Source organism: Saprospiraceae bacterium, assembly GCA_016714025.1.
Classification (GTDB): domain Bacteria; phylum Bacteroidota; class Bacteroidia; order Chitinophagales; family Saprospiraceae; genus Vicinibacter.
The window spans coordinates 451,512-470,862 of the sequence record JADJOB010000001.1 but is presented as its reverse complement, the minus strand read 5'-3'; the positions used below and the strand labels follow the sequence as shown (position 1 = coordinate 470,862).

General features: G+C 35.9%; 15 protein-coding genes, 1 tRNA gene and 1 pseudogene. 6 read left to right on the top strand and 11 right to left on the bottom strand.

Annotation, left to right across the window (positions count from 1 at the left end):
• Positions 1-104: 104 nt before the first annotated feature.
• From IPJ80_01810 to IPJ80_01795, 4 genes are all read right to left on the bottom strand, one after another.
• Positions 105-1,214 carry a DegT/DnrJ/EryC1/StrS family aminotransferase gene (locus tag IPJ80_01810; protein ID MBK7912216.1) on the bottom strand — a complete coding sequence of 370 codons (1,110 nt, stop codon included), beginning with the start codon at positions 1,212-1,214 and terminating at the stop codon, positions 105-107.
• A 71-nt stretch (positions 1,215-1,285) separates the two neighbouring features.
• Positions 1,286-2,311, bottom strand: a complete 1,026-nt coding sequence (locus IPJ80_01805) for a hypothetical protein (GenBank protein ID MBK7912215.1) — start codon at positions 2,309-2,311, stop codon at positions 1,286-1,288.
• A gap of 50 nt (positions 2,312-2,361) precedes the next feature.
• Positions 2,362-2,871: an acyltransferase gene (locus tag IPJ80_01800; GenBank protein ID MBK7912214.1), complete on the bottom strand. Its 510-nt coding sequence runs from the start codon at positions 2,869-2,871 to the stop codon at positions 2,362-2,364.
• 171 nt (positions 2,872-3,042) lie between these two features.
• Positions 3,043-3,114: transfer RNA gene (locus tag IPJ80_01795), tRNA-Glu, on the bottom strand.
• 91 nt (positions 3,115-3,205) lie between these two features.
• Here IPJ80_01795 and gap point away from each other — a divergent pair.
• Positions 3,206-4,203: pseudogene (gene gap, locus IPJ80_01790) on the top strand (type I glyceraldehyde-3-phosphate dehydrogenase).
• Positions 4,204-4,215: 12 nt separating this feature from the next.
• Positions 4,216-5,208: a phosphoglycerate kinase gene (locus IPJ80_01785; GenBank protein MBK7912213.1), complete on the top strand. Its 993-nt coding sequence runs from the start codon at positions 4,216-4,218 to the stop codon at positions 5,206-5,208.
• Here the strand turns inward: IPJ80_01785 and IPJ80_01780 are convergent.
• From IPJ80_01780 to IPJ80_01770, 3 genes are read right to left on the bottom strand one after another with little or no spacing between them, the layout of a single operon-like run.
• The gene (locus IPJ80_01780) at positions 5,205-8,024 is read right to left on the bottom strand and encodes an SLBB domain-containing protein (GenBank protein MBK7912212.1); all 2,820 of its coding nucleotides are present in this window, start codon (positions 8,022-8,024) and stop codon (positions 5,205-5,207) included. The genes IPJ80_01785 and IPJ80_01780 overlap by 4 nt on opposite strands.
• Positions 8,025-8,036: 12 nt before the next feature.
• Entirely contained in the window at positions 8,037-9,083 is a 1,047-nt protein-coding gene (gene rfbB / locus IPJ80_01775; GenBank protein ID MBK7912211.1) for a dTDP-glucose 4,6-dehydratase, read from the bottom strand.
• Positions 9,084-9,107: 24 nt separating this feature from the next.
• The gene (locus IPJ80_01770) at positions 9,108-10,052 is read right to left on the bottom strand and encodes an SDR family oxidoreductase (protein MBK7912210.1); all 945 of its coding nucleotides are present in this window, start codon (positions 10,050-10,052) and stop codon (positions 9,108-9,110) included.
• Between the two features lie 604 nt (positions 10,053-10,656).
• Between IPJ80_01770 and IPJ80_01765 the strand changes: the two genes are divergently transcribed.
• The 4 genes from IPJ80_01765 to IPJ80_01750 all read left to right on the top strand — a co-directional run bounded on the left by IPJ80_01765 (position 10,657) and on the right by IPJ80_01750 (position 15,763).
• The gene (locus IPJ80_01765; protein ID MBK7912209.1) at positions 10,657-11,406 is read left to right on the top strand and encodes a hypothetical protein; all 750 of its coding nucleotides are present in this window, start codon (positions 10,657-10,659) and stop codon (positions 11,404-11,406) included.
• A gap of 150 nt (positions 11,407-11,556) precedes the next feature.
• Positions 11,557-12,798 carry a hypothetical protein gene (locus IPJ80_01760; GenBank protein MBK7912208.1) on the top strand — a complete coding sequence of 414 codons (1,242 nt, stop codon included), beginning with the start codon at positions 11,557-11,559 and terminating at the stop codon, positions 12,796-12,798.
• Complete coding sequence (locus tag IPJ80_01755) at positions 12,795-13,790, top strand: hypothetical protein (protein ID MBK7912207.1); 996 nt, start codon at positions 12,795-12,797, stop codon at positions 13,788-13,790. The genes IPJ80_01760 and IPJ80_01755 overlap by 4 nt, the downstream gene beginning before the upstream one ends.
• Positions 13,791-13,876: 86 nt before the next feature.
• Positions 13,877-15,763: a T9SS type A sorting domain-containing protein gene (locus IPJ80_01750; GenBank protein ID MBK7912206.1), complete on the top strand. Its 1,887-nt coding sequence runs from the start codon at positions 13,877-13,879 to the stop codon at positions 15,761-15,763.
• A gap of 443 nt (positions 15,764-16,206) precedes the next feature.
• Here IPJ80_01750 and IPJ80_01745 read toward each other — a convergent pair whose 3' ends face one another.
• The 4 genes from IPJ80_01745 to IPJ80_01730 all read right to left on the bottom strand — a co-directional run bounded on the left by IPJ80_01745 (position 16,207) and on the right by IPJ80_01730 (position 19,145).
• Complete coding sequence (locus tag IPJ80_01745) at positions 16,207-16,875, bottom strand: response regulator transcription factor (GenBank protein ID MBK7912205.1); 669 nt, start codon at positions 16,873-16,875, stop codon at positions 16,207-16,209.
• The gene (locus IPJ80_01740; GenBank protein ID MBK7912204.1) at positions 16,872-17,516 is read right to left on the bottom strand and encodes a hypothetical protein; all 645 of its coding nucleotides are present in this window, start codon (positions 17,514-17,516) and stop codon (positions 16,872-16,874) included. The genes IPJ80_01745 and IPJ80_01740 overlap by 4 nt, the downstream gene beginning before the upstream one ends.
• 723 nt (positions 17,517-18,239) lie before the next feature.
• Positions 18,240-18,629, bottom strand: a complete 390-nt coding sequence (locus IPJ80_01735) for a hypothetical protein (protein MBK7912203.1) — start codon at positions 18,627-18,629, stop codon at positions 18,240-18,242.
• A 12-nt stretch (positions 18,630-18,641) separates the two neighbouring features.
• Complete coding sequence (locus IPJ80_01730) at positions 18,642-19,145, bottom strand: hypothetical protein (protein ID MBK7912202.1); 504 nt, start codon at positions 19,143-19,145, stop codon at positions 18,642-18,644.
• Between the last annotated feature and the right edge of the window lie 206 nt (positions 19,146-19,351).

Genomic DNA, 19,351 nt, shown 5'->3' with positions numbered 1-19,351 from the left:
ACGTTGCTTGGTTTTTATGGATTTAACATCTGTTATCCATTAAGCATCAAATATTGCAATAAGTAAAAATTGGGTTTCGAAATAATTTACACCATATATTAAAACTAATTTGTAATATTTTTTATCGTATTAATTATGTAATCAAAATCAGATTTAGTCATTAAATTATGTAATGGAATAGCTACTGATTGTTGATCAGCAATTTTAGAGTTAGGAAAGTCATTTTCTTGAATAGAAAATTTTGATTTATAAAAATTTAACATATGAACAGCATGAGTTCCAGGTCTAGTTGCAATTCCTTTAGATTGTAATAACTCCATGAAGTCATTTCTAGTTATTGGTGATGTGCTTGGATTGAGAAGCAAGACATAAGATTGCCATCCATGTCTGTAATTGGTAATTTGTTCTGGAGTGATTATCCAATCTATTTTATTTAATGAATTTGAATAGTATTGAGCCCACATATTTCTACTTTCAATAAAGTGGATTAATTTTTTTAATTGTACAAATCCAATTGCACCTTGAATATCTGTCATTCTATAATTGTACCCAACAAGATCAAAATTTGGTAATATGTAGGGTTTGGGACCTTTGTGTCTTTGCTCCTCAGAAATTGAAGCACCATGGTTTCTTAGTTTTCGAATTAGGTCAGCATATTCATCGTTGTTGGTAGTAATCATTCCACCTTCGCCTGTTGTGATAGATTTTCGAGGATGGAATGAAAAACATCCAATTTCTCCTAAACTTCCTGCTGGTTTATTCAAATAAAGAGCACCAGCTGCACAAGCTGCATCTTCTATAATTATTATATTTGAAGATATACTTCTGATTTTATCAATATTTGCACATAAACCAAATAAATGGACAGGTATTATGGCTTTTGTATTTTTATTTATTTCTTTTTTAATTTTATCCGGATCGATATTGAAAGTTTTCAAATCTATGTCAACAAATACTGGTTTAGCTCCACAATAAATAACTGCATTTGCGGTTGAAATCCACGTAAATGCGGGTACAATAACTTCATCCCCAGGTCCAATTCCGATTGCTAATAGCGAAAGATGCAATGCGGTAGTGCAATTAGAGACTGCAATAGCATGTTTTACATTATGAATTTCAGCAAATAAATTTTCAAATGCTTCTACCTGAGGGCCTTGGGTAACCCAACCTGACATTATAGGCAATTTGCATGCTTCCCATTCTTCTTGACCCATACTTGGTAATGAGATAGGTATATACTTTTTTGATTCCAATTCTAACAATTTATTTTATAAAATAATACTAATTAATTTTTATTTTTTAAAAATTCATTTAATAATGAACCAACTACCTGATTTGAATCATGAAATTTTTCAATGTATTTTCTTGATTCTATTCCTTTTTGTTTTCTTAAAGTGGAGTTTTGCAAATACGTTAATAGATTTATTTCTAAAGATTCTAAACTGCAATTAACAATTGGGCAACTTTCAGGAAGAAGTTCTTCGACTTCTCTTAGTAAATAGCAGAAAACGGGTTTTCCAAAAGCCATAGCTTCACAAGCAGCCATACCATATGAACCCAAAATAAATTGATCAAGAAATATACTACAGTTTGAAATAATTTCTAAAGTTTCTTTTCTTGTTTTATTTGTTACTTCGATATAGTCAAAATCAATTTGTTTAATTAATTTATTTACAATTTGTCTTATTTGTAAAGTACCCTTTGCTCCAATAGAACTGGGGGCATGGACTACACTAATTCTAGCACCTTCAATGGTGTTTACAATGTATTTGTCAGAATTTATTCTTTGCATAGTTTTAATATATTGCGGAAATAATTTCTTATCTAAGTATAAGGACATTTCAGGACAAAGTAAAGGTATTGCATTTAAAAATTTAAATTTTATTTGTCTAAACCAACTTCTAAAATTACTTTCATTTAAATAGGAATATGTTCCTAATTCAAACTCTTGTTTATAGAACTTATTTATTTTTGAAAGTAATTTTGGTTTACGAATATCACTTCCTACCCATTCTATATATATGATTTTACCTGTGATTTTTAAAAACCAATAATGAGGTAAAAATATTCTTGCATCCCACTGCCATATAATTATATCAGCCCAAAGTATGCTTTTACATAAATAGTATTCGGAAAGTAATATATTTTTTAATAAACGTACTGGATTTCGGTAGGATGTATAAACATCAAAGATTTTCCAAACTTTTGTTTTGTTTGGACCAAAGTCCTGAAATTTATGATATGAAATGGCTATTCCTTTACCACTAAATAATTTGTTATTATTTATTTCATCTAGCGTGATAGCTGGCATCGACGCGATATTATATGGAGCGTATAGTATTTTTATATTCAATTAAAATTTTAAACTAATTTAGCTGGATTTCCTGCTATTTTGGAATTGGCATTGAAAGATTGATTAACAAAGCTGTTTGCACCTACTATGCAACAATCACCTAATGTTACACCTTTTGATATAACGACATTTGGTCCAATATAACAATTATTTCCAATATTTACTGGAAGATATTCATATAATTCAGATCCACCAGATGTTGCCCATTTAACAGTATCATGAGTGTAAATTTGAACTGAAGCTGAAATCGAACAATTATCTCCAATGCTTAAATTTCCAGTTCCATCAAGTATTGTAAAAGGTCCAATCCAAGTATTTTTACCAACTTTAACATTTCCAAAAACTAATGAATTATCATAAATACTAGTGCCCTCACCGAAGCCCATAAATTTTGCTTTTTCCCAACGATCAATTAATAATTCATTGAAAGGTAATGTTCTATTAAATTTTGAGTTAATATAATACCGATTAGATTGGTATGCCTTTTTTAATAAATAATTGATAACTTTAATTAGCATTGATTAATTCATAAGTATTAAAATAACTATTCAAATTTTATAATATTGAATAAAAATTATAATTTGAAAAGGCCAAAAAAGTTCACTTTTTCTTAATAAGTTTTAAATGCAATTTATTAAATTAATTTAATATCCTTCCAAAAAAAAATCCGCCAAAAGCGGATTTCTATGTAGCCCGTAGGGGAATCGAACCCCTCTTACCAGAATGAAAATCTGGTGTCCTAACCCCTAGACGAACGGGCCGTTAAAAAGGACTGCAAATATATAAAAGCTTTCTAGTTTAGATGAACCTTTTTGTTCGTTTTCTATTTTATTTGTACGCAATCTTATTTTCATGAAACGCATCGCTATTAATGGTTTTGGACGAATTGGACGGCTGACACTCAGGCGTTTATTACTTAATCCGGAGGTTCAGGTCGTGGCCATTAATGATTTAACTGACATCCCTACTTTGGCTCATTTGTTTACCTACGATACCGCGCACCGGAAATTTCAAGGTACCGTTGACTATAATGACCACGCACTAATTATCAATGGCCAGGAAATTAAAGCGTTCATGATCAAAGATCCCTTGCAACTGCCCTGGTCTTCGCTTCAAATTGATCTGGTTTTGGAATGTACCGGCATCTATTTGAGCCGGGATACAGCCGCTGCACACCTTACCTCGGGTGCTAAAAGGTCTTACTTTCTGCTCCGCCTAAAGATGAAAGCATTCCAACCCATGTATTAGGAGTAAACGATGATCAAATTACTGATAATCAAACGATTATTTCTAATGCTTCTTGTACCACCAATTGCCTGGCTACCGTTATAAAAGTGTTGGATGATGCGTTTGGGATCCAGTTTGCCACCATGAATACCATCCATTCCTATACTCAGGATCAACGACTGCAGGATGCACCCCACAAAGACCTCAGAAGAGCTCGCGCTGCAGCTCAAAATATTATCCCAACCTCCACAGGAGCTGCAAAAGCAGTTGAAGCCGTTTATCCTGCCATTAAAGGGAAACTGATGGCTTCCTCCTATCGGGTACCGATTATCACAGGTTCGATCATTGAGCTGGTTTGTAAAGTTCAAAAACCGGTATCGCGCGATCTGGTTAATTCAACTTTTAATGCGGCTTCCAATAATGAATTGAAAAATATTCTGGAGTATGCCACTGCTCCTTTGGTTTCCTCAGACATCATAGGCAATACACACAGTGCCATTTTTGATTCGCAACTCACAGAGGTAGGCAATGAATTTGTCAAAGTTGTCGCCTGGTATGATAATGAAGCCGGTTATTCAGCCCGATTCGCTGAGATGTGTGCTAAATTTGCAAACTTAAGTTAAACCCATGTTGCAATCATTTCAAGTAAAAGACCGGAATGTAATACTCCGGGTGGATTCCTAAACTGTAAAGTGGTCTTTGCAAAGGATTGCGGAGACGCAGATACCCTTGCAAAAATCCAAGATCTGCAATCTGGGGAAATTTTACTCTGTGAAAACACGCGGTTTTATAAGCAAGAAGAAAAAGGAGATGTTGATTGGGCTTCCAAATTAGCAGCCCTGGGTGCATTTTATATTAATGACGCATTTGGTGCGGCACATCGGGAACATTGCAGTACCGCAACGATCGCCCGTTTTTTTGATAAAGAACATAAAGCCTTTGGTTTTTTAATGCAAAAGGAAGTTGAAAACGGATTGCGGGTGCTTCAAAATCCACAACGTCCTATGACGGCCATCATTGGTGGTGCGAAAGTTTCAGATAAAATCGAACTCATTTCCAGTTTGATGGATTTTTGTGATCAGATTCTAATTGGGGGTGGCATGGCTTATACTTTTTTACATGCATTAGGCTATCGCATTGGCAATTCTTTGTGCGAATTGGATAAAATGGATTTAGCAAAATCATTGATTGAAAAAGCACAGGCAAAAAATGTTCAATTGGTGTTGCCTGAAGATTCTGTATCAGGTCAAAGTTTTGCTAATGATACCAACATTCAAATCAGTGCGGATCAAAATATTCCGGATGGCTATATGGGTTTGGATATTGGTCCGAATACCATTAAAACATATACGCAACTTATACTTAATTCAAAAACCATCATCTGGAATGGTCCAATGGGTGTATTTGAAATGGAACATTTTTCAAAAGGAACCCAAACCATTGCGGAAGCAGTTGCACAAGCAACACAACAAGGTGCTTATTCATTGATTGGAGGTGGAGATTCAGTGGCAGCCATCAATAAATACCAACTTCAGGATCAAGTTAGTTTTGTTTCAACCGGTGGCGGTGCGATGCTTGAAATGCTGGAAGGCAAACAATTGCCCGGAGTACAAGCAATTTTAAATTAATTCAAACGGTCAATTAATAATATTAAAGATAATATGGCAGTTGCCTGCGCAATAGAATCGGCAACTACTTTTGCCCAATCAACATCTTTGTGTTCTTTCTTTTCTTTTTGAAGCTTTGCATCTTTATAACCCACATTGATCACAGATCCTTTGTAAACTTTTGGATAGGTTCTGAAAAATAAAACCCGACGGGTTCGTTCAATTTTTCCATTGGCATGTTCTACCGTAATCTTTTTAGGATCTCCATTTCCTGAGATACCTGCAGCATAATGATCAACATAGTATTTTGCATTTTTACCTTCAAAATATGCAACAGAAATCGTGTTGTTATTGGCTAATAATTTATCAGGATACAAATCTTTTGCATTGGTTGCTCCTGCAATTCGAACCAGATCTTTTTGTTTTGGTACATTGATCTGATCATTTTCTTTTAATATAAAATCAAATCGGGAATCCGGTTTTTTCATTGCCTCTTTTAAATCCAAAACAACATATCCAATGCTGTCTTTAACCCGATACAAGGTAGCCCCTTCCGGAAATGCTTCCAATGTTAATCCACCGGCTCGCTGTATGATATCTGAAATTTTTTCATTGGGATTTAATAATGCATAGGGTCCGGGATATCGCACTTCTCCTTCGAGATAAACCATTTGTTGAAATTGGAATTCGGGTTGACTGCGTATCACCACGATATCATAAGGATCCAATTGAAAATCTGGCAAGGCATTCCGTTCATCCATATCTCTGGAAGATACAATCGATTTTACAATGGTTTTAGTTGGTTCGTTGTTTTTGATGACGACTCGAAAAATATCAATTTTATTTGATGCGGCGTAATAAGTAAAACCTTTTGCCAAATTGATCAAATCATTGGCTGACATTCCTGAACCATAAGTATATCGACCGGGTTCTTTGATAGCACCTGAAATTTCAACATACGCCTGATCGGTAAAACTGGATTGCGATAAGACTACCAAACTATCAAATGCTTTTACAAAAATATTCTGGTCGGATTGCTGATTTTCCATCACATCTTTAATGCCAATCCGAATGATTTCATAATCTTTGGTATTATTGGATTTCATTCGAAATAAAAACGCATAAGGAAACGCCTCCTGTTTGAGTCCTCCGGACAATAATACCAAATCCCGAACGCGGATATCATCATTTGGATTCAAATCAAATTTGCCGGGCAATCGAACCGCACCGTCTACGTTTACATGCGTGCGATCTGCATAAAATGATTGTTTGTAAATGGTTAATACATCTTGTGCTTGCAATACTTTATCAGCGTTGGCATCTCCTCGTAAAATGGCTTCAAGATCAATGCGTAACAAAGAGTAGGTTAAATTCGGATTGCGTCTTTTTAAAAATGCAAATTGTACATTGGATTGTGGAGTAAATTCTACGCGTTTGAGTAAATCGGATAATTTTAAACCTGGTTTTAATTGATACGAAGCTTCAGCACGGACTTCACCGGAAACAAAAACCACATCTTCTACCTGAGTTTTAATGGAGAATACGGTCAAGCGATCTCCTTTTTTCAATATAAAATCACCACCTTTTGCTAAAATTTCCTGATACGGGATGTCAATAATTATTTTGCGATCATTCTGTATTCGTTCTAATTGAATGGTTTTAAGAATGGCATTATCCTGAAATCCTCCGGCGTAGTTTATCAAATGATTTAAATCTTCTGTTGCCAATAATTCATATTGAAACGGACGGTTGATAGCGCCTTCAATTCGAACGACTTTATCAGCAACCGGTACCTGAATGATGTCATTGTTTTCAAGATAGTAATCTTTATCAGCTCCCGGATTTTGCATGAATTTATAAACATCTATCGTACTGCTTTTTCCATTACGAATCAGTTTAATTCGACGCACGGAACCTAAATTATTCGGACCACCGGCAGCAATCAATGCATTAAAAGCGGTATTGATGGCGGGAATAGTAAATCCGCCGTATTGATATACTTCACCAAAAATATTGACATTGATGGTTCTGGAATAATTTAAACTGACATCAAATTGATTATTGGTAAATCGATAAAAACGCTTGAAATAATTATTCAACATGGTTTTTGCACGACCCAGCGTCACACCTTTTAAAAAAATACGGGGCATGCGTGTGGGTAAAATATAACCCTCTGCATTGAGTTCATACGTTTCATTTAATTGACTGTAGCCATAAATGCTTACCGTAATTTGATCGCCAACTCCCAATACATAGGATGAAGGCGGTTTAATATCATTTGCCTGACGGTAGAGTGCCAGACTTTTATTTCTGAAGATATGTTGACCCCAAATTGCAACAGTATCGTTTATGATTGGAAGTTTTCCTTCCTGATCTTTCAAACTATCCAACTGAATACCGCCAACTTTATTTGGGATGACTGAAGGTTCTTGCTGTTTGTTTTTTGCCTGAATCCGATTTTGAATTTTATGATCATCAATGGCAGTGGGCGCAGTTTTAGTTCGGTTTTCATTTTTTTTCTTTGCTTCCAACTCTTTTACAGCAGTTTCAATTTCAGCTTGCAGTTGGATGGCTTGTTCAGCAGATAAGGAATTAGCCTGATCAATATCTATTCCTTTTTCCAGCAAATAGTCCCGAAGTTCTTGCTCGCTAATCCCGGTTTTTTGTAATTCAGCAAGGGCTTGATTTTCCATTAACTTTCGTTGCTGCGCCTGAGCTGTAAAAGTTAAATTACCCAAAATAAAAACAAAACCCAATAGGATTGTTCTATATGTCATAAACCGGAATGCATTGATGGCTGCTTTCAGAAAAAGATCAAAACGCACGAACTGGTTCATTGGTTGAGTTTATTAAACGCGTTGCAAATAATGTTGCTCATAGTATTTTAAATAATCACCCGAACTCACTTTTTGTAACCATTCCGGATTGTTTAAATACCAGTCAATGGTTTTTTGTAATCCATCCCGCAAGGAACAGCTCGGCTGCCAACCGAGTTGGTGTGTCAGATAACTAAAATCAATCGCATAGCGCAAATCATGTCCCGGGCGATCGCTTACAAATTGAATACGACTTGCTGAACTTCCAGCCGGTCTGCCCAATTTTTCATCCATCAATTCACAGAGTAATAAGACCAGGTCAATGTTTTTCATTTCGGATGCACCGCCAATGTTGTATGTCTGTCCGGGGATGCCCTGATGAAAGATTAAATCAATGGCAGCTACATGATCTTCAACCCACAGCCAATCCCGGACATTTTCTCCTTTACCATAAACAGGCAATGGGTTTTGATTGAGGATGTTGTTAATAATTAATGGAATTAGTTTTTCAGGAAATTGATTGGGTCCATAATTATTAGAACAATTTGAAATTAATGCGGGAAATTTATAGGTGTGAAAAAATGATCTTACTAAATGATCTGATCCGGCTTTAGATGCAGAATACGGTGAACGAGGATCATAAGCGGTCTTTTCAGTAAAATATCCTTCCGCACCCAGGGAGCCATATACTTCATCCGTGCTTACATGATAAAAGCGATTTGCTTTCGTTGGATCTGTCCAAATGGTTTTAGCGCACAACAATAAATTGAGTGTACCCAACACATTGGTTTTAATAAATGCTGTCGGATCCGAAATGGAACGATCGACATGGGATTCAGCCGCAAGATGAATTACCGCATCCGGTTGTATGGATTCAAATAAAGTTTTTAAATTATCAAAATCAACAATATCTGCTTTTACAAAATGGTAATTGGAAGCATGCTGGATGTCTTTTAAATTTTCAAGATTTCCGGCATAACTCAATACGTCTAAATTGTAAATGGTATATTCAGGATATGTGTTAACAAAACGTCGCACCAAATGCGAACCAATAAATCCTGCACCTCCGGTTATTAAGATCGTTTTTTAGAATAGCTCATGAAATTAAACGACAACTTGTTTAAAATATTCGTAGGTCATGGCTAAACCTTCTTTCCGGCCTACTTTGGGTTCCCATTGCAATACCTTTTGTGCGATGCTGATATCCGGTCTTCTTTGTTTAGGATCATCTTCCGGTAAGGGGTGGTAAGCGATCTTAGATTTTGTGCCTTCAACTAATTTTAAAATTTCTTCTGCAAATTCTTTGACCGTAATTTCTTCCGGATTTCCCAGATTTACCGGATAACTGTAATCACTTAATAGAAGTCGATAAATTCCTTCAACCAAATCATCAACAAAACAAAACGAACGCGTTTGAGATCCATCGCCAAAAACACTCAAGTCATTTCCTTTTATTGCCTGACTAAAAAATGCGGGCAATACTCTGCCATCTTCAACCCGCATGCGAGGACCGTAGGTATTGAAAATTCGAACAATGCGCGTTTCCAGATTGTGGTAACGATGGTAAGCCATGGTAATCGCTTCCTGAAATCGTTTGGCTTCATCATAAACGCCGCGCGGTCCGATAGGATTTACATTCCCCCAATAATCTTCCCGTTGTGGGTGTACCAAGGGGTCACCATAGACTTCAGAAGTAGAGGCTATCAGCAAACGAGATTTTTTATCTTTTGCCAAACCCAGTAAATTATGAGTCCCTAATGAACCGACTTTTAAGGTCTGAATGGGCATTTTTAAATAATCGATTGGAGAGGCCGGCGATGCAAAATGCAGGATATAATCCAGTTTACCCGGCACATGGACAAAACGGCTTACATCGTGATGATAAAATTCAAATTCCTTTAAGCGAAACAAATGTTCGATATTGGCCAGATTGCCGGTTATCAAATTGTCCATACCGATAACCTGATAGCCTTCTTTAATAAAACGGTCAGAAAGATGCGAACCGATGAATCCTGCCGCTCCGGTGATTAATATTCGTTTTGTAGCCATAGCTGCCACAAATATAAAAATTCAGAATGAAATAGTTGATAATCAATGAAGAATACAATAAATAAAATATATATGTTATTTTTTATATATACTTATCAACCTAAATATTAATAAATTATAAATAATGAAAGCTGGTATTTGAATCGAGAAATTGTCTAAAAATTACTTGATTTTTCAATGGGTAGAAAGTTGAATACCTAGGTTCTAATGGGGTGGATGAAGGTCTGGACGTCTGCAGGTCTGGACGACTGATCGGGATAAATGCATTTTTATTCTAAATGCTTTTGCATAAACGCAATTAATTGTGAGAGAGATGATTAATCAAATGTACACGAATCCTTTGCGCCTTGCACATTGTTGATTGCACATTAAAAATATAGGTAAGAGCTATTTTTTAATGATCCTTGGTCCAGGGTCTTCCTATTACACTTTAGCGCCTCTGCGTTTCAATGAGAATTCAACCAGTTGATACTGACAAATGGCTTATCGAACTTGGTCTTTTGGTCCATGGTCATAGGCCAAGCTATTCTCCATATTATTTTCACTCTTTACTCTAAATCACATTAAACTCATTTTAAACGTTTTTCTGGTAATTTTGAGCGATATGAATCGGATCATACTATTTTTTTGCTTTGCATGGTGGCTTCAATTCAGTGAGCTGTTTGCCCAGGAAAAGCCGGCTTTATTATTGGATTTTAATTATGGAATCGGGCTTCCTTTACAAGATTTATCGGAACGATTTGGGAATCATCTGGTTCTCGGAGCCGGAGCGACCTATCAACCTGCCAGGAATTGGATAAATTTTGGCGCCAGGTTTAGTTATTTTTTTGGCAGCCAGGTAGATGAAAATGTACTTAAACCATTTCAAACTTCTTATGAAGGATTGTTGATTGGTTCAGACCAGTATTTAAGTGAACTAAAACTTCGGGAGCGCGGGTATTTTATGCAACTGTATTGTGGTGGACTGGTCTCCATCGGGAGTCAGGAAAAGGCCCGCCAAAGTTTAAAACTGCAATTAGGCGCAGGTTTTATTCAACACCACATTCGGTTTGTGGATGATGCGCGGGCACTGAATCAATTCACAACCGATTACCTGCAAGGTTTGGATCGATTGAGTAATGGATTTGCAATAATACCATTTATAGGATATGAATACATTTCAAGAAAAAACTGGCTATCGTTTTACAGTGGAATAGACCCCGTTTTTGGATTTACAAAAAATCAAAGGAAATTAAATTACGATACCAATCAATCAGAATATGGCATCAACCGAAATGATTTTTTAATCAATTTCAAAATGGGTATTTATTTACCATTTTATTTAGGAAATACCGGTGAAGAAATTGAATATTAATTTATATGCAGGAGCAACAATTTATACATTTAATTCATCCCCCGAGTACGCGGGATGTACGTTACGCTCCCATAATCCTTAATCCTAAATTCGTAATCCGTAATTCGTAATCCGTAATTTTTAATTCTTATTTCTTAATTTGCATCTTCCGTGTACCTTCTTTATCGACATCTGATTCCGGTTTATTTTTTTGTGCTGCGCATAGCAGCCTGGTTTAGAACAGATGCTAAGGAATGGGTTGAAGGACGAAAAAATTGGAAGCGCGATTTACTTCAATTTACAGAAATCAATCCCTTGCCAAATTCAAAACGCATTTGGATGCACGTAGCATCTTTGGGTGAGTTTGAGCAGGGTCGGGTTCTTTTAGAGTCCATTCGTTTGAAACATCCGGAACACCAGATTGTATTGAGTTTTTTTTCACCATCGGGTTATAACAAACAAAAAAAGTACGATAAGGTAGATTATGTGTGTTATTTCCCATCAGATTGTTATTGGGAAATTCGTGATTTTATAGCTTGCTTAAATCCAACATTGGTTTTGTTTGTCAAGTATGATTTTTGGTTTAATTGTCTCGATGTACTTCATCAAAGAAAAATTCCATTTTGCTTTGTGTCCATGATTTTGCGTCCGGATCATTTTTTATTAAATGCATTAAATACTTCACTTTTAAATAAACTGAAGCCGGCCCATCAATTGTTTTTACAAAATCAAGAAACCTATAATTTATTAAAGGACCAATCATTTTCAAATATCCAAATTGCAGGAGATACCAGATGGGACCGTGTAGATCAAATTGCCCGGGAAAATAAACCCATACCTGGGTTGCATTTTTTTAGTGAATCAGAAAAAATTTGGATAGCTGGCAGTATCTGGCCTCATGATTTAAGCATATTACGTGAGGGGGTTTATGAATCCATTCAATCCGGATGGAAAATTATTTTAGTTCCCCATAAAACGGATGAAGAAAGTATTCAATCCATTGAAACCAATTTTTCAAATCAAACGATACGATACAGTCAACTGAATTCCAAAACAGCAGTTCCGGTTCTCATAATGGATCAAATTGGGTATTTAGCTGCTTTGTATCGCTTTGCACAATTTGCCTATATCGGAGGTGGATTTGGAGTTGGAATTCACAATATTCTGGAAGCATTAATTTATAAAATACCAGTTTGTTTTGGACCAAGATTTCACAAGTTTCCGGAGGCTGGCCAAAGTATCAAAAGCGGAATGGGTTTTGTAATAAATTCATCCAGGGATTTTGTTAAATTTTTACATAGTCAGGCCCAGCAAAAAAATGAAGACAAGACCCATTTTGATGCTTATTTTGTGGAAAATCTGGGTGCCAGCACACGCATTTATGACTATTTGAAAGAAAATAAACTGGTTTGAAAAAGTTTGAAATTGAAATCGGTCAAATGCAAAAAGACCATAAAGACCTCCATATTTTAGTTTTGGGGGATATTATGATCGATCGCTACATGAGGGGTCAAGCCACCCGCATTTCACCAGAGGCGCCGGTACCAGTGGTCTTGTGGAAGGAAACGGAGAATAAATTGGGAGGTGCCTCTAATGTTGTAGCCAATTTAAAATCTATGGGTTGTAAAACCAGTTTGATGGGCCTTTGTGGCGAAGATGCAGATGGCTTAATTCTAGAACGTTTATTGAAAGAAATTTGCTGTGACCAATTGTACATAGTAAAAGATCCCAAAAGGCCGACCACGGTTAAAACCCGAATTGTAGCAGACCAGCACCAGATTGTACGGGTAGATCAGGAGACCGAGGCAGAAATAGGTAAAGACATCCAGGAACATTGTTTACAGTCCTTGTATTCAATTTTAAAAAACCAGGACGTTAAAGTATTGATATTACAGGACTACAATAAAGGATTTTTAAATAAGGACTGGATCGCTCGAATCATTGAAATGGCGCGCTTACAAGGGGTCAAAGTGGTTGTCGATCCTAAAAAAAATCATTTTTTTGATTACAAGGGTGTACATTTATTTAAGCCTAATTTACGGGAAGCTGTACAAGCCACGGAATGGGTCTCCAAGCACCACGACGACCTTCCCCATTTGTCTAAATTCTTGAAAAACAAGTTGTTGTGTGATAAAGTGATGATTACATTGGCCGCAGATGGTATTTGGATTGAGGGAAAAAATAAAGGACAGATTTACAAAACGAGGCCCCGGAAAGTGGCGGATGTCAGTGGAGCGGGAGATACTGTAATCAGCCTGGCAGCGATTTGCGCTGCTTATTCGTTATCTGATGAGTTTATGGCAGTGTGCTGTAATATCGGCGGAGGGCAGGTCTGTGAGCGGTCGGGAGTGATTCCAGTTCGGAAAGACGAATTATTAAAAGAACTGGAGGAGATTATCTGCTAAAAATCGACCAATTATATAATACGGTTTTATATATTTGTGGGCTTTTTTGAAAAAAATTTATTCACAATCATCAATTTTCAGAATTTATGCAAAAAATTTTTACAATTTTATTTTTCTTAGGACTTAGCGTAAGCTGGGTAAACTCCCAGATCTTATGGGGAGGACCTAATGATCCAAATTCCACGTTTGCTGGTGGATTTAACGATTGGACTACCCAGGGTTTAAGTTCAGACGACCCTGCAAAAGCGGATAGTGCACGCTGGTATTATAGTGCTGCGGCATCTGCAGCAGGCGGCGCATATTATGGTACAAGAGGTGCAATTAACTCTCCTTCAAGAGCAAATGGAGCCATGGTTTTCAACTCCGATTTATTAGATAATGCTGGAGTTGTCGGAAATTTTGGCGGTGGCAAATGCCCTTCATTGCATTCAGGTGTATTAACTAGCCCTGTAATCAATTGCGCAGCTTTCGGCGGCGTTGCATTGAAGTTTAATCAGTACTATCGGAATTTTAATTCTACTTGTTTTGTAGATGTTTCCAATGACGGTGGTGTAAACTGGAATAGTTACCAGTTAAATCAGGATATCGCAAGCAATGCTGAAACGACTACAAACAATAGTGTTTTGATTGATATTTCTGCTGATGCAGCAAATCAAGCGACTGTTCAATTTCGTTTTCGTTTTGATGGCGAATATTATTTCTGGATTGTAGATGATGTTCAATTGGTTTCAGTACCAGATTATGACTTGGCTTTAAACAGTCATTTTTATACACCAGCTGCTTACAGACAGCCAAAAGCAATGATTTGTACAGACAGCTTTTTATTTCAGGCAAACCTTAATAACAAAGGTGGAAAAGCACAAACCAATGTGGTTTTAAAAGGAGAGGTTATTGGTATTGATCGCAAAACAGTTGTTTTTGCAGATTCAGTTATCATTGATCGTTTGGAAACTACAGATGATGACACTGCATTTAATGTAGCTAATTTATTTGTACCAAACAATTTAGACTTCGGTAAATATTTCCTCCGTTGGTCTGTTTACAGTAAAGATGCAACTACTGCTGATTTTAACAGAAACGACAATACCCGTGTTGACTCTTTTGAGATTTCCTTAAATGAGTTTGCTAAAGCTCCAAGAGCAACCAGTGGTGTTCGTGCAGGTGGTGGTGCTGCTTATGTTTTTGGTAACCAATACCGCACTTCAGATTGTTGGAATGACAATGATAAATGGTTTGCAAAACAAGCCAGATTCAGTATGGTAACCAATCAAGGGGGAACGCTTGATGGATATGCAGTTTCTATCTATTTAATGAAAGTTAAAGACGATGTAGATGGTGGATTCACCAATTTTGATGGATCAGGCGGAATCGCTTCACCTTCTGTAGATATTTTATCTGCTGAAGCATTTAGCGGTACTACTGAGAAAAATTACGACCCAATCACTGTGGATCTTACCGATTTCAATACAGGTGATAATGGAATTTTATTACAAAAGAGTTCTCGTTATTTCATTGGTGTGGATCACCCTGCAACTCCAACAGGCGCAGTACCAACATTCCACTCAATCAGCAATGAAAAATCATATAACTCTCAACCATTTTCAACGTTTGTAATTGACCAGGCTGGCGAATGGTTCAATGGATTCCAGGGAGTTAATACTCCGATTTTGGAATTAATCCTTGAGTTTGTTACTAAAACTGACGAAAAACCATTGGCTGACAATGTAATGAGTTTATATCCAAATCCAGTTGTTAATGACAACCTGAATGTTGGTTTGAATTTCTCTAACCCAACAGATGCTAACTTAACCATTGCAGATATCAATGGAAAAATCCTGAATTTTGAATCACACAAACAAGTAACTAAAGATGTATTTAAAATCAGTACATCTGCATTAAATGCAGGTTCTTATTTGATCCGTGTTTCTACCAATGAAGGAACCAGTACAAAACAATTTACAGTTGTAAAATAATAATTTATCAATCATTGATTGATACTAAACCCGGGGTCATTGACTCCGGGTTTTTTTTTAGCAGTTAGCAGTCAGGGGTCAGGGGTCAGTAGTTAGGGGTCAGTGGTACAAATTCAAAAATGCCCAGCATTCCAATTATATTTTGATCATTAAAACATGATTCATAGCAAGAAATTTTCTCTATAGCTAAAAGCTATGCATGTCTCACTTCTTATAGAAAATTTCCTTAATTATGCTTCGATTGAAATTTGACGTAGGCCAAGCCTACGCCCAGCAAGGGAATCAGTGGTCAGCAGAAAGGAGTCAGTAATTAAAAATTCAAAAATGCTCAACATTCAAATAGCCCTCCTCCCCAACAGCCCAACAGCCCAACAGCCCAACAGTCTAACAGTCTAACAGTCTAACAGCCCAACAGTCCAACAGCCCTCCCTCCTTTCCAAATCCTATTTAATCGTGGCTGCATCCAGCAAATCATTACGGATTGCATATAAAATTAGTCCAACGATGTTTTTGGAATTGGTTTTATCCAATAAGTTTTGGCGGTGTCTTTTGACTGTAAGAGGAGAGATGAAAAGTTGTGCAGCGATTTCGTCGGTAGTAAGTTGTTGACAAATGAGTAAAAGGATTTCTACTTCCCGTTCAGATAAGAGTTCTAGTGGATCTTTAGGAGTTTGTAATTTTTCATTGATTAATCCGTGGATGACGGTGGCGCCTAACTCTGCAGAGAAGAACTGATTGCCTTCCAACACATGTACGATGCCTCGTTTTAAATCTTCCAGCGAAGTATTTTTTACTAAATATCCTTCGACGCCTATTTTATAAAGTTGTAAAAACAATTCCTTGTCATTGTGAAAGGAAATCATGATGATGCGAATCTCGGGATGATTTTTTTTGAAATATTTAGCTGTATCTACGCCATTGAGATAAGGCATTTCGATGTCTAAAAGGATTAGATCAACTTTATTGGTTTCTGCTACTGCAATGGCTTCATTTCCATTGGAAGCCTCATAGATATGATCTGTAACGGGTAATTTGCGGACGATGTTTTTCATACCGGTCCGGAAGATGGTATGATCATCACAAATCAGAATGTTGATTTTCTGTTCACTCATATCAGTAATTTAGATGGCAATTTAATCATACATTGGAAGCCTTCCTGCATTTTACTTTTAAATTGTACTTCCCCTTCCAACAGGGTGACTCTGGATTTAATACTCAACATGCCATGACCTGGTTTTAGCACATCTGTGCCCATCCCATCATCCGAAAAATGGATTATAATTTCTTTTTTGGGCCCCAGCTGACTCGAGATCTTAATGTTTTTACAGCGGGCATATTTTAGAGAGTTATTGAATAGTTCGAGTAATATCCTGTAAACAGATAAGCCGTTGTCATCTGAAATATGGATGTTATCGTCAAACTGAAAATCAATTTTCGGAGCGGATTCGACTGAAGCCATTTGTTTGAAGAAATTTTGTAGAGACTTTTTTAACCCCAAATCCTTAAACAAGATGGGAGAGTTGCTGTGACAGATTCCACGAATTTCAGAAATGGACTGTGCCAAAATACCCGTCAGCTCTTTTTTATGTTCTTCCGACTCCACGGATTCCGGATAATCAAAAGACTCCACTTGCAATTTAGAAATTGCAATCAAAGGAATGACCTGGTCGTGCAGGTTTCTGGATAACTCCAGTTTCTCCCGTTCACCAGCATCAATGACCGCTTTAAACATCTCATTGTTTTTTCGAATCATGTTTTTATTGTACTTGTAAATCAGGTAGATGAAAAATCCTACGAGGAATACAAGGGAGAAGGTGGATGCGATTATTGGGTATAAGAGGGATTCCTGAGATGACATATAAATACGTAAGCGAAAAGTAAATTGTAGATTATATTAAGTACACTAAAAACTGTCCAGATCTGATTATAGAATAAATTATTGTCATAATACAAACTGTTTGGAAAAATGCTGTAAACAATATTGGAGGCTGTACTAAACATTAATAGATTTGCAGATAACCAAAACAATGGTTGAAGAAATAAATGTTCAACGTCTCCATTTGTCATTTTGATCAAAGATTTTGCTGAAAGAAACATCAGAATAAAATTGGCAAATACAATTAAAATAGTGTTCAATTGGTTTAGCACACCCTGGAAATAAATGGAATAGCAACTTCCTATTATAAAAACTGAATTAAGTATCCAAAACCATTTTTCTGAGATTGTTTTTGTTTTTTTATATAAAAATATGAATACAAGACAATTAAGAAAAGTGTAAATATTCATACTTAAGATATTTTTCATACCTAGATTTCGTAAGATAGGGTTTACAATTTCCGCTATTGTGCCAATCGTAATTGCAACAAGTAAAAAATTTAGGTATTTATGCATATTCTTTTTGAAATATGCATAAATACCTAAAAGGAAAGACAAATATTGAGAATAGGTAGAAATATCAAGAATATCCATTTGGATTCTAGAATATTTTTTCTGCTTTAAGGCAATCTGGAGGACAAGGACGTCCGTGTTCAGCAACTCCAACAACCGTTTCAACAAAACCTAAACTCAGACCTAAACCAGCAGCAGATACTCCTGCTATGTTATTGTTTTTTGGAACAATGATTTTTTCGTGTTCATCAACGCCTACCACAATCAGTCGGTTTTGTTTTTTTTCTCCTTCTGTTTTGATGGCATTAAAAACGCGTATTCCCTTACAACGAGGATGATTTATTATGGATTTTAAAAATTCTAGATTATAATATTCTGAAGCTAGGAAATCAGAATCGGTACCGTGAAGATATTTATAATCTTCAATCATCCTTTGTGCATCTGGAAGTGAAATATTATTATTAATATTGTTTTTCATGATTTTTATTTATTAAATTTTTTTAATATTTGAAACTACAATTACAATACAACTCATTTTATTCTTTTTTCGTTTACACAAGTAATCTCTGGTTTCTTGTGAAGTAATTTGATCTAATCTTTTTATTCCATTGCAAATACGAATTTTTTGATTTTTTTTCTTGTCAAGAAGATTAATAAAATTTTTTACAAAACTAGGTTCAAATGATTCGTAATCAATTAATTCGTATTCACTTAATCGATCTCTAATTTGATGAATATCATTTTGCCAATCTGTATACCTTGAAGGGACTTTTGACATTTCTATAAATTCATTAAAGTCATTTCTGAATTCTTTCCATTGAGACATGTATGAAGTGGCATCATCTTGAGAAATAAATTCTCCACCTAATATCTTACTTGTATTACTAAAATCTAATTCAACTTTAATAATTTTTACTGAACCTCGTACTTGTTTTGGATCAGTAATTGATGGGGATCGCCCATAACATTCATTTAATTCAACAATTTTAGCCATATTATTTTTTTTATTTGGTTATTGAAAAATGGTTTAACAATTCCAAATATAGCTATAAAAATTTGGCATTGCAATCTAAGTATTTTTACATATATATTATTGTAATATGTAAAAACCTGTAAAATTGCATTCTAAGTCATTTAGAATCTTTTAAAATACTCCTAAAGGAGTAGTGCAATTGGTCCATTTGGACGAAACAATTCAAA

Bases quoted from the DNA above. Each gene is read 5' to 3' on its own strand.
- IPJ80_01780 (MBK7912212.1), bottom strand. From the start codon at position 8,024: ATGAACCAGTTCGTGCGTTTTGATCTTTTTCTGAAAGCAGCCATCAAT.
- IPJ80_01805 (MBK7912215.1), bottom strand. From the start codon at position 2,311: ATGCCAGCTATCACGCTAGATGAAATAAATAATAACAAATTATTTAGT.
- IPJ80_01745 (MBK7912205.1), bottom strand. From the start codon at position 16,875: ATGAGTGAACAGAAAATCAACATTCTGATTTGTGATGATCATACCATC.
- IPJ80_01800 (MBK7912214.1), bottom strand. From the start codon at position 2,871: ATGCTAATTAAAGTTATCAATTATTTATTAAAAAAGGCATACCAATCT.
- IPJ80_01730 (MBK7912202.1), bottom strand. From the start codon at position 19,145: ATGGCTAAAATTGTTGAATTAAATGAATGTTATGGGCGATCCCCATCA.
- IPJ80_01735 (MBK7912203.1), bottom strand. From the start codon at position 18,629: ATGAAAAACAATATTAATAATAATATTTCACTTCCAGATGCACAAAGG.
- IPJ80_01770 (MBK7912210.1), bottom strand. From the start codon at position 10,052: ATGGCTACAAAACGAATATTAATCACCGGAGCGGCAGGATTCATCGGT.
- IPJ80_01740 (MBK7912204.1), bottom strand. From the start codon at position 17,516: ATGATTCGAAAAAACAATGAGATGTTTAAAGCGGTCATTGATGCTGGT.
- IPJ80_01810 (MBK7912216.1), bottom strand. From the start codon at position 1,214: ATGGGTCAAGAAGAATGGGAAGCATGCAAATTGCCTATAATGTCAGGT.
- IPJ80_01765 (MBK7912209.1), top strand. From the start codon at position 10,657: ATGAATCGGATCATACTATTTTTTTGCTTTGCATGGTGGCTTCAATTC.
- IPJ80_01750 (MBK7912206.1), top strand. From the start codon at position 13,877: ATGCAAAAAATTTTTACAATTTTATTTTTCTTAGGACTTAGCGTAAGC.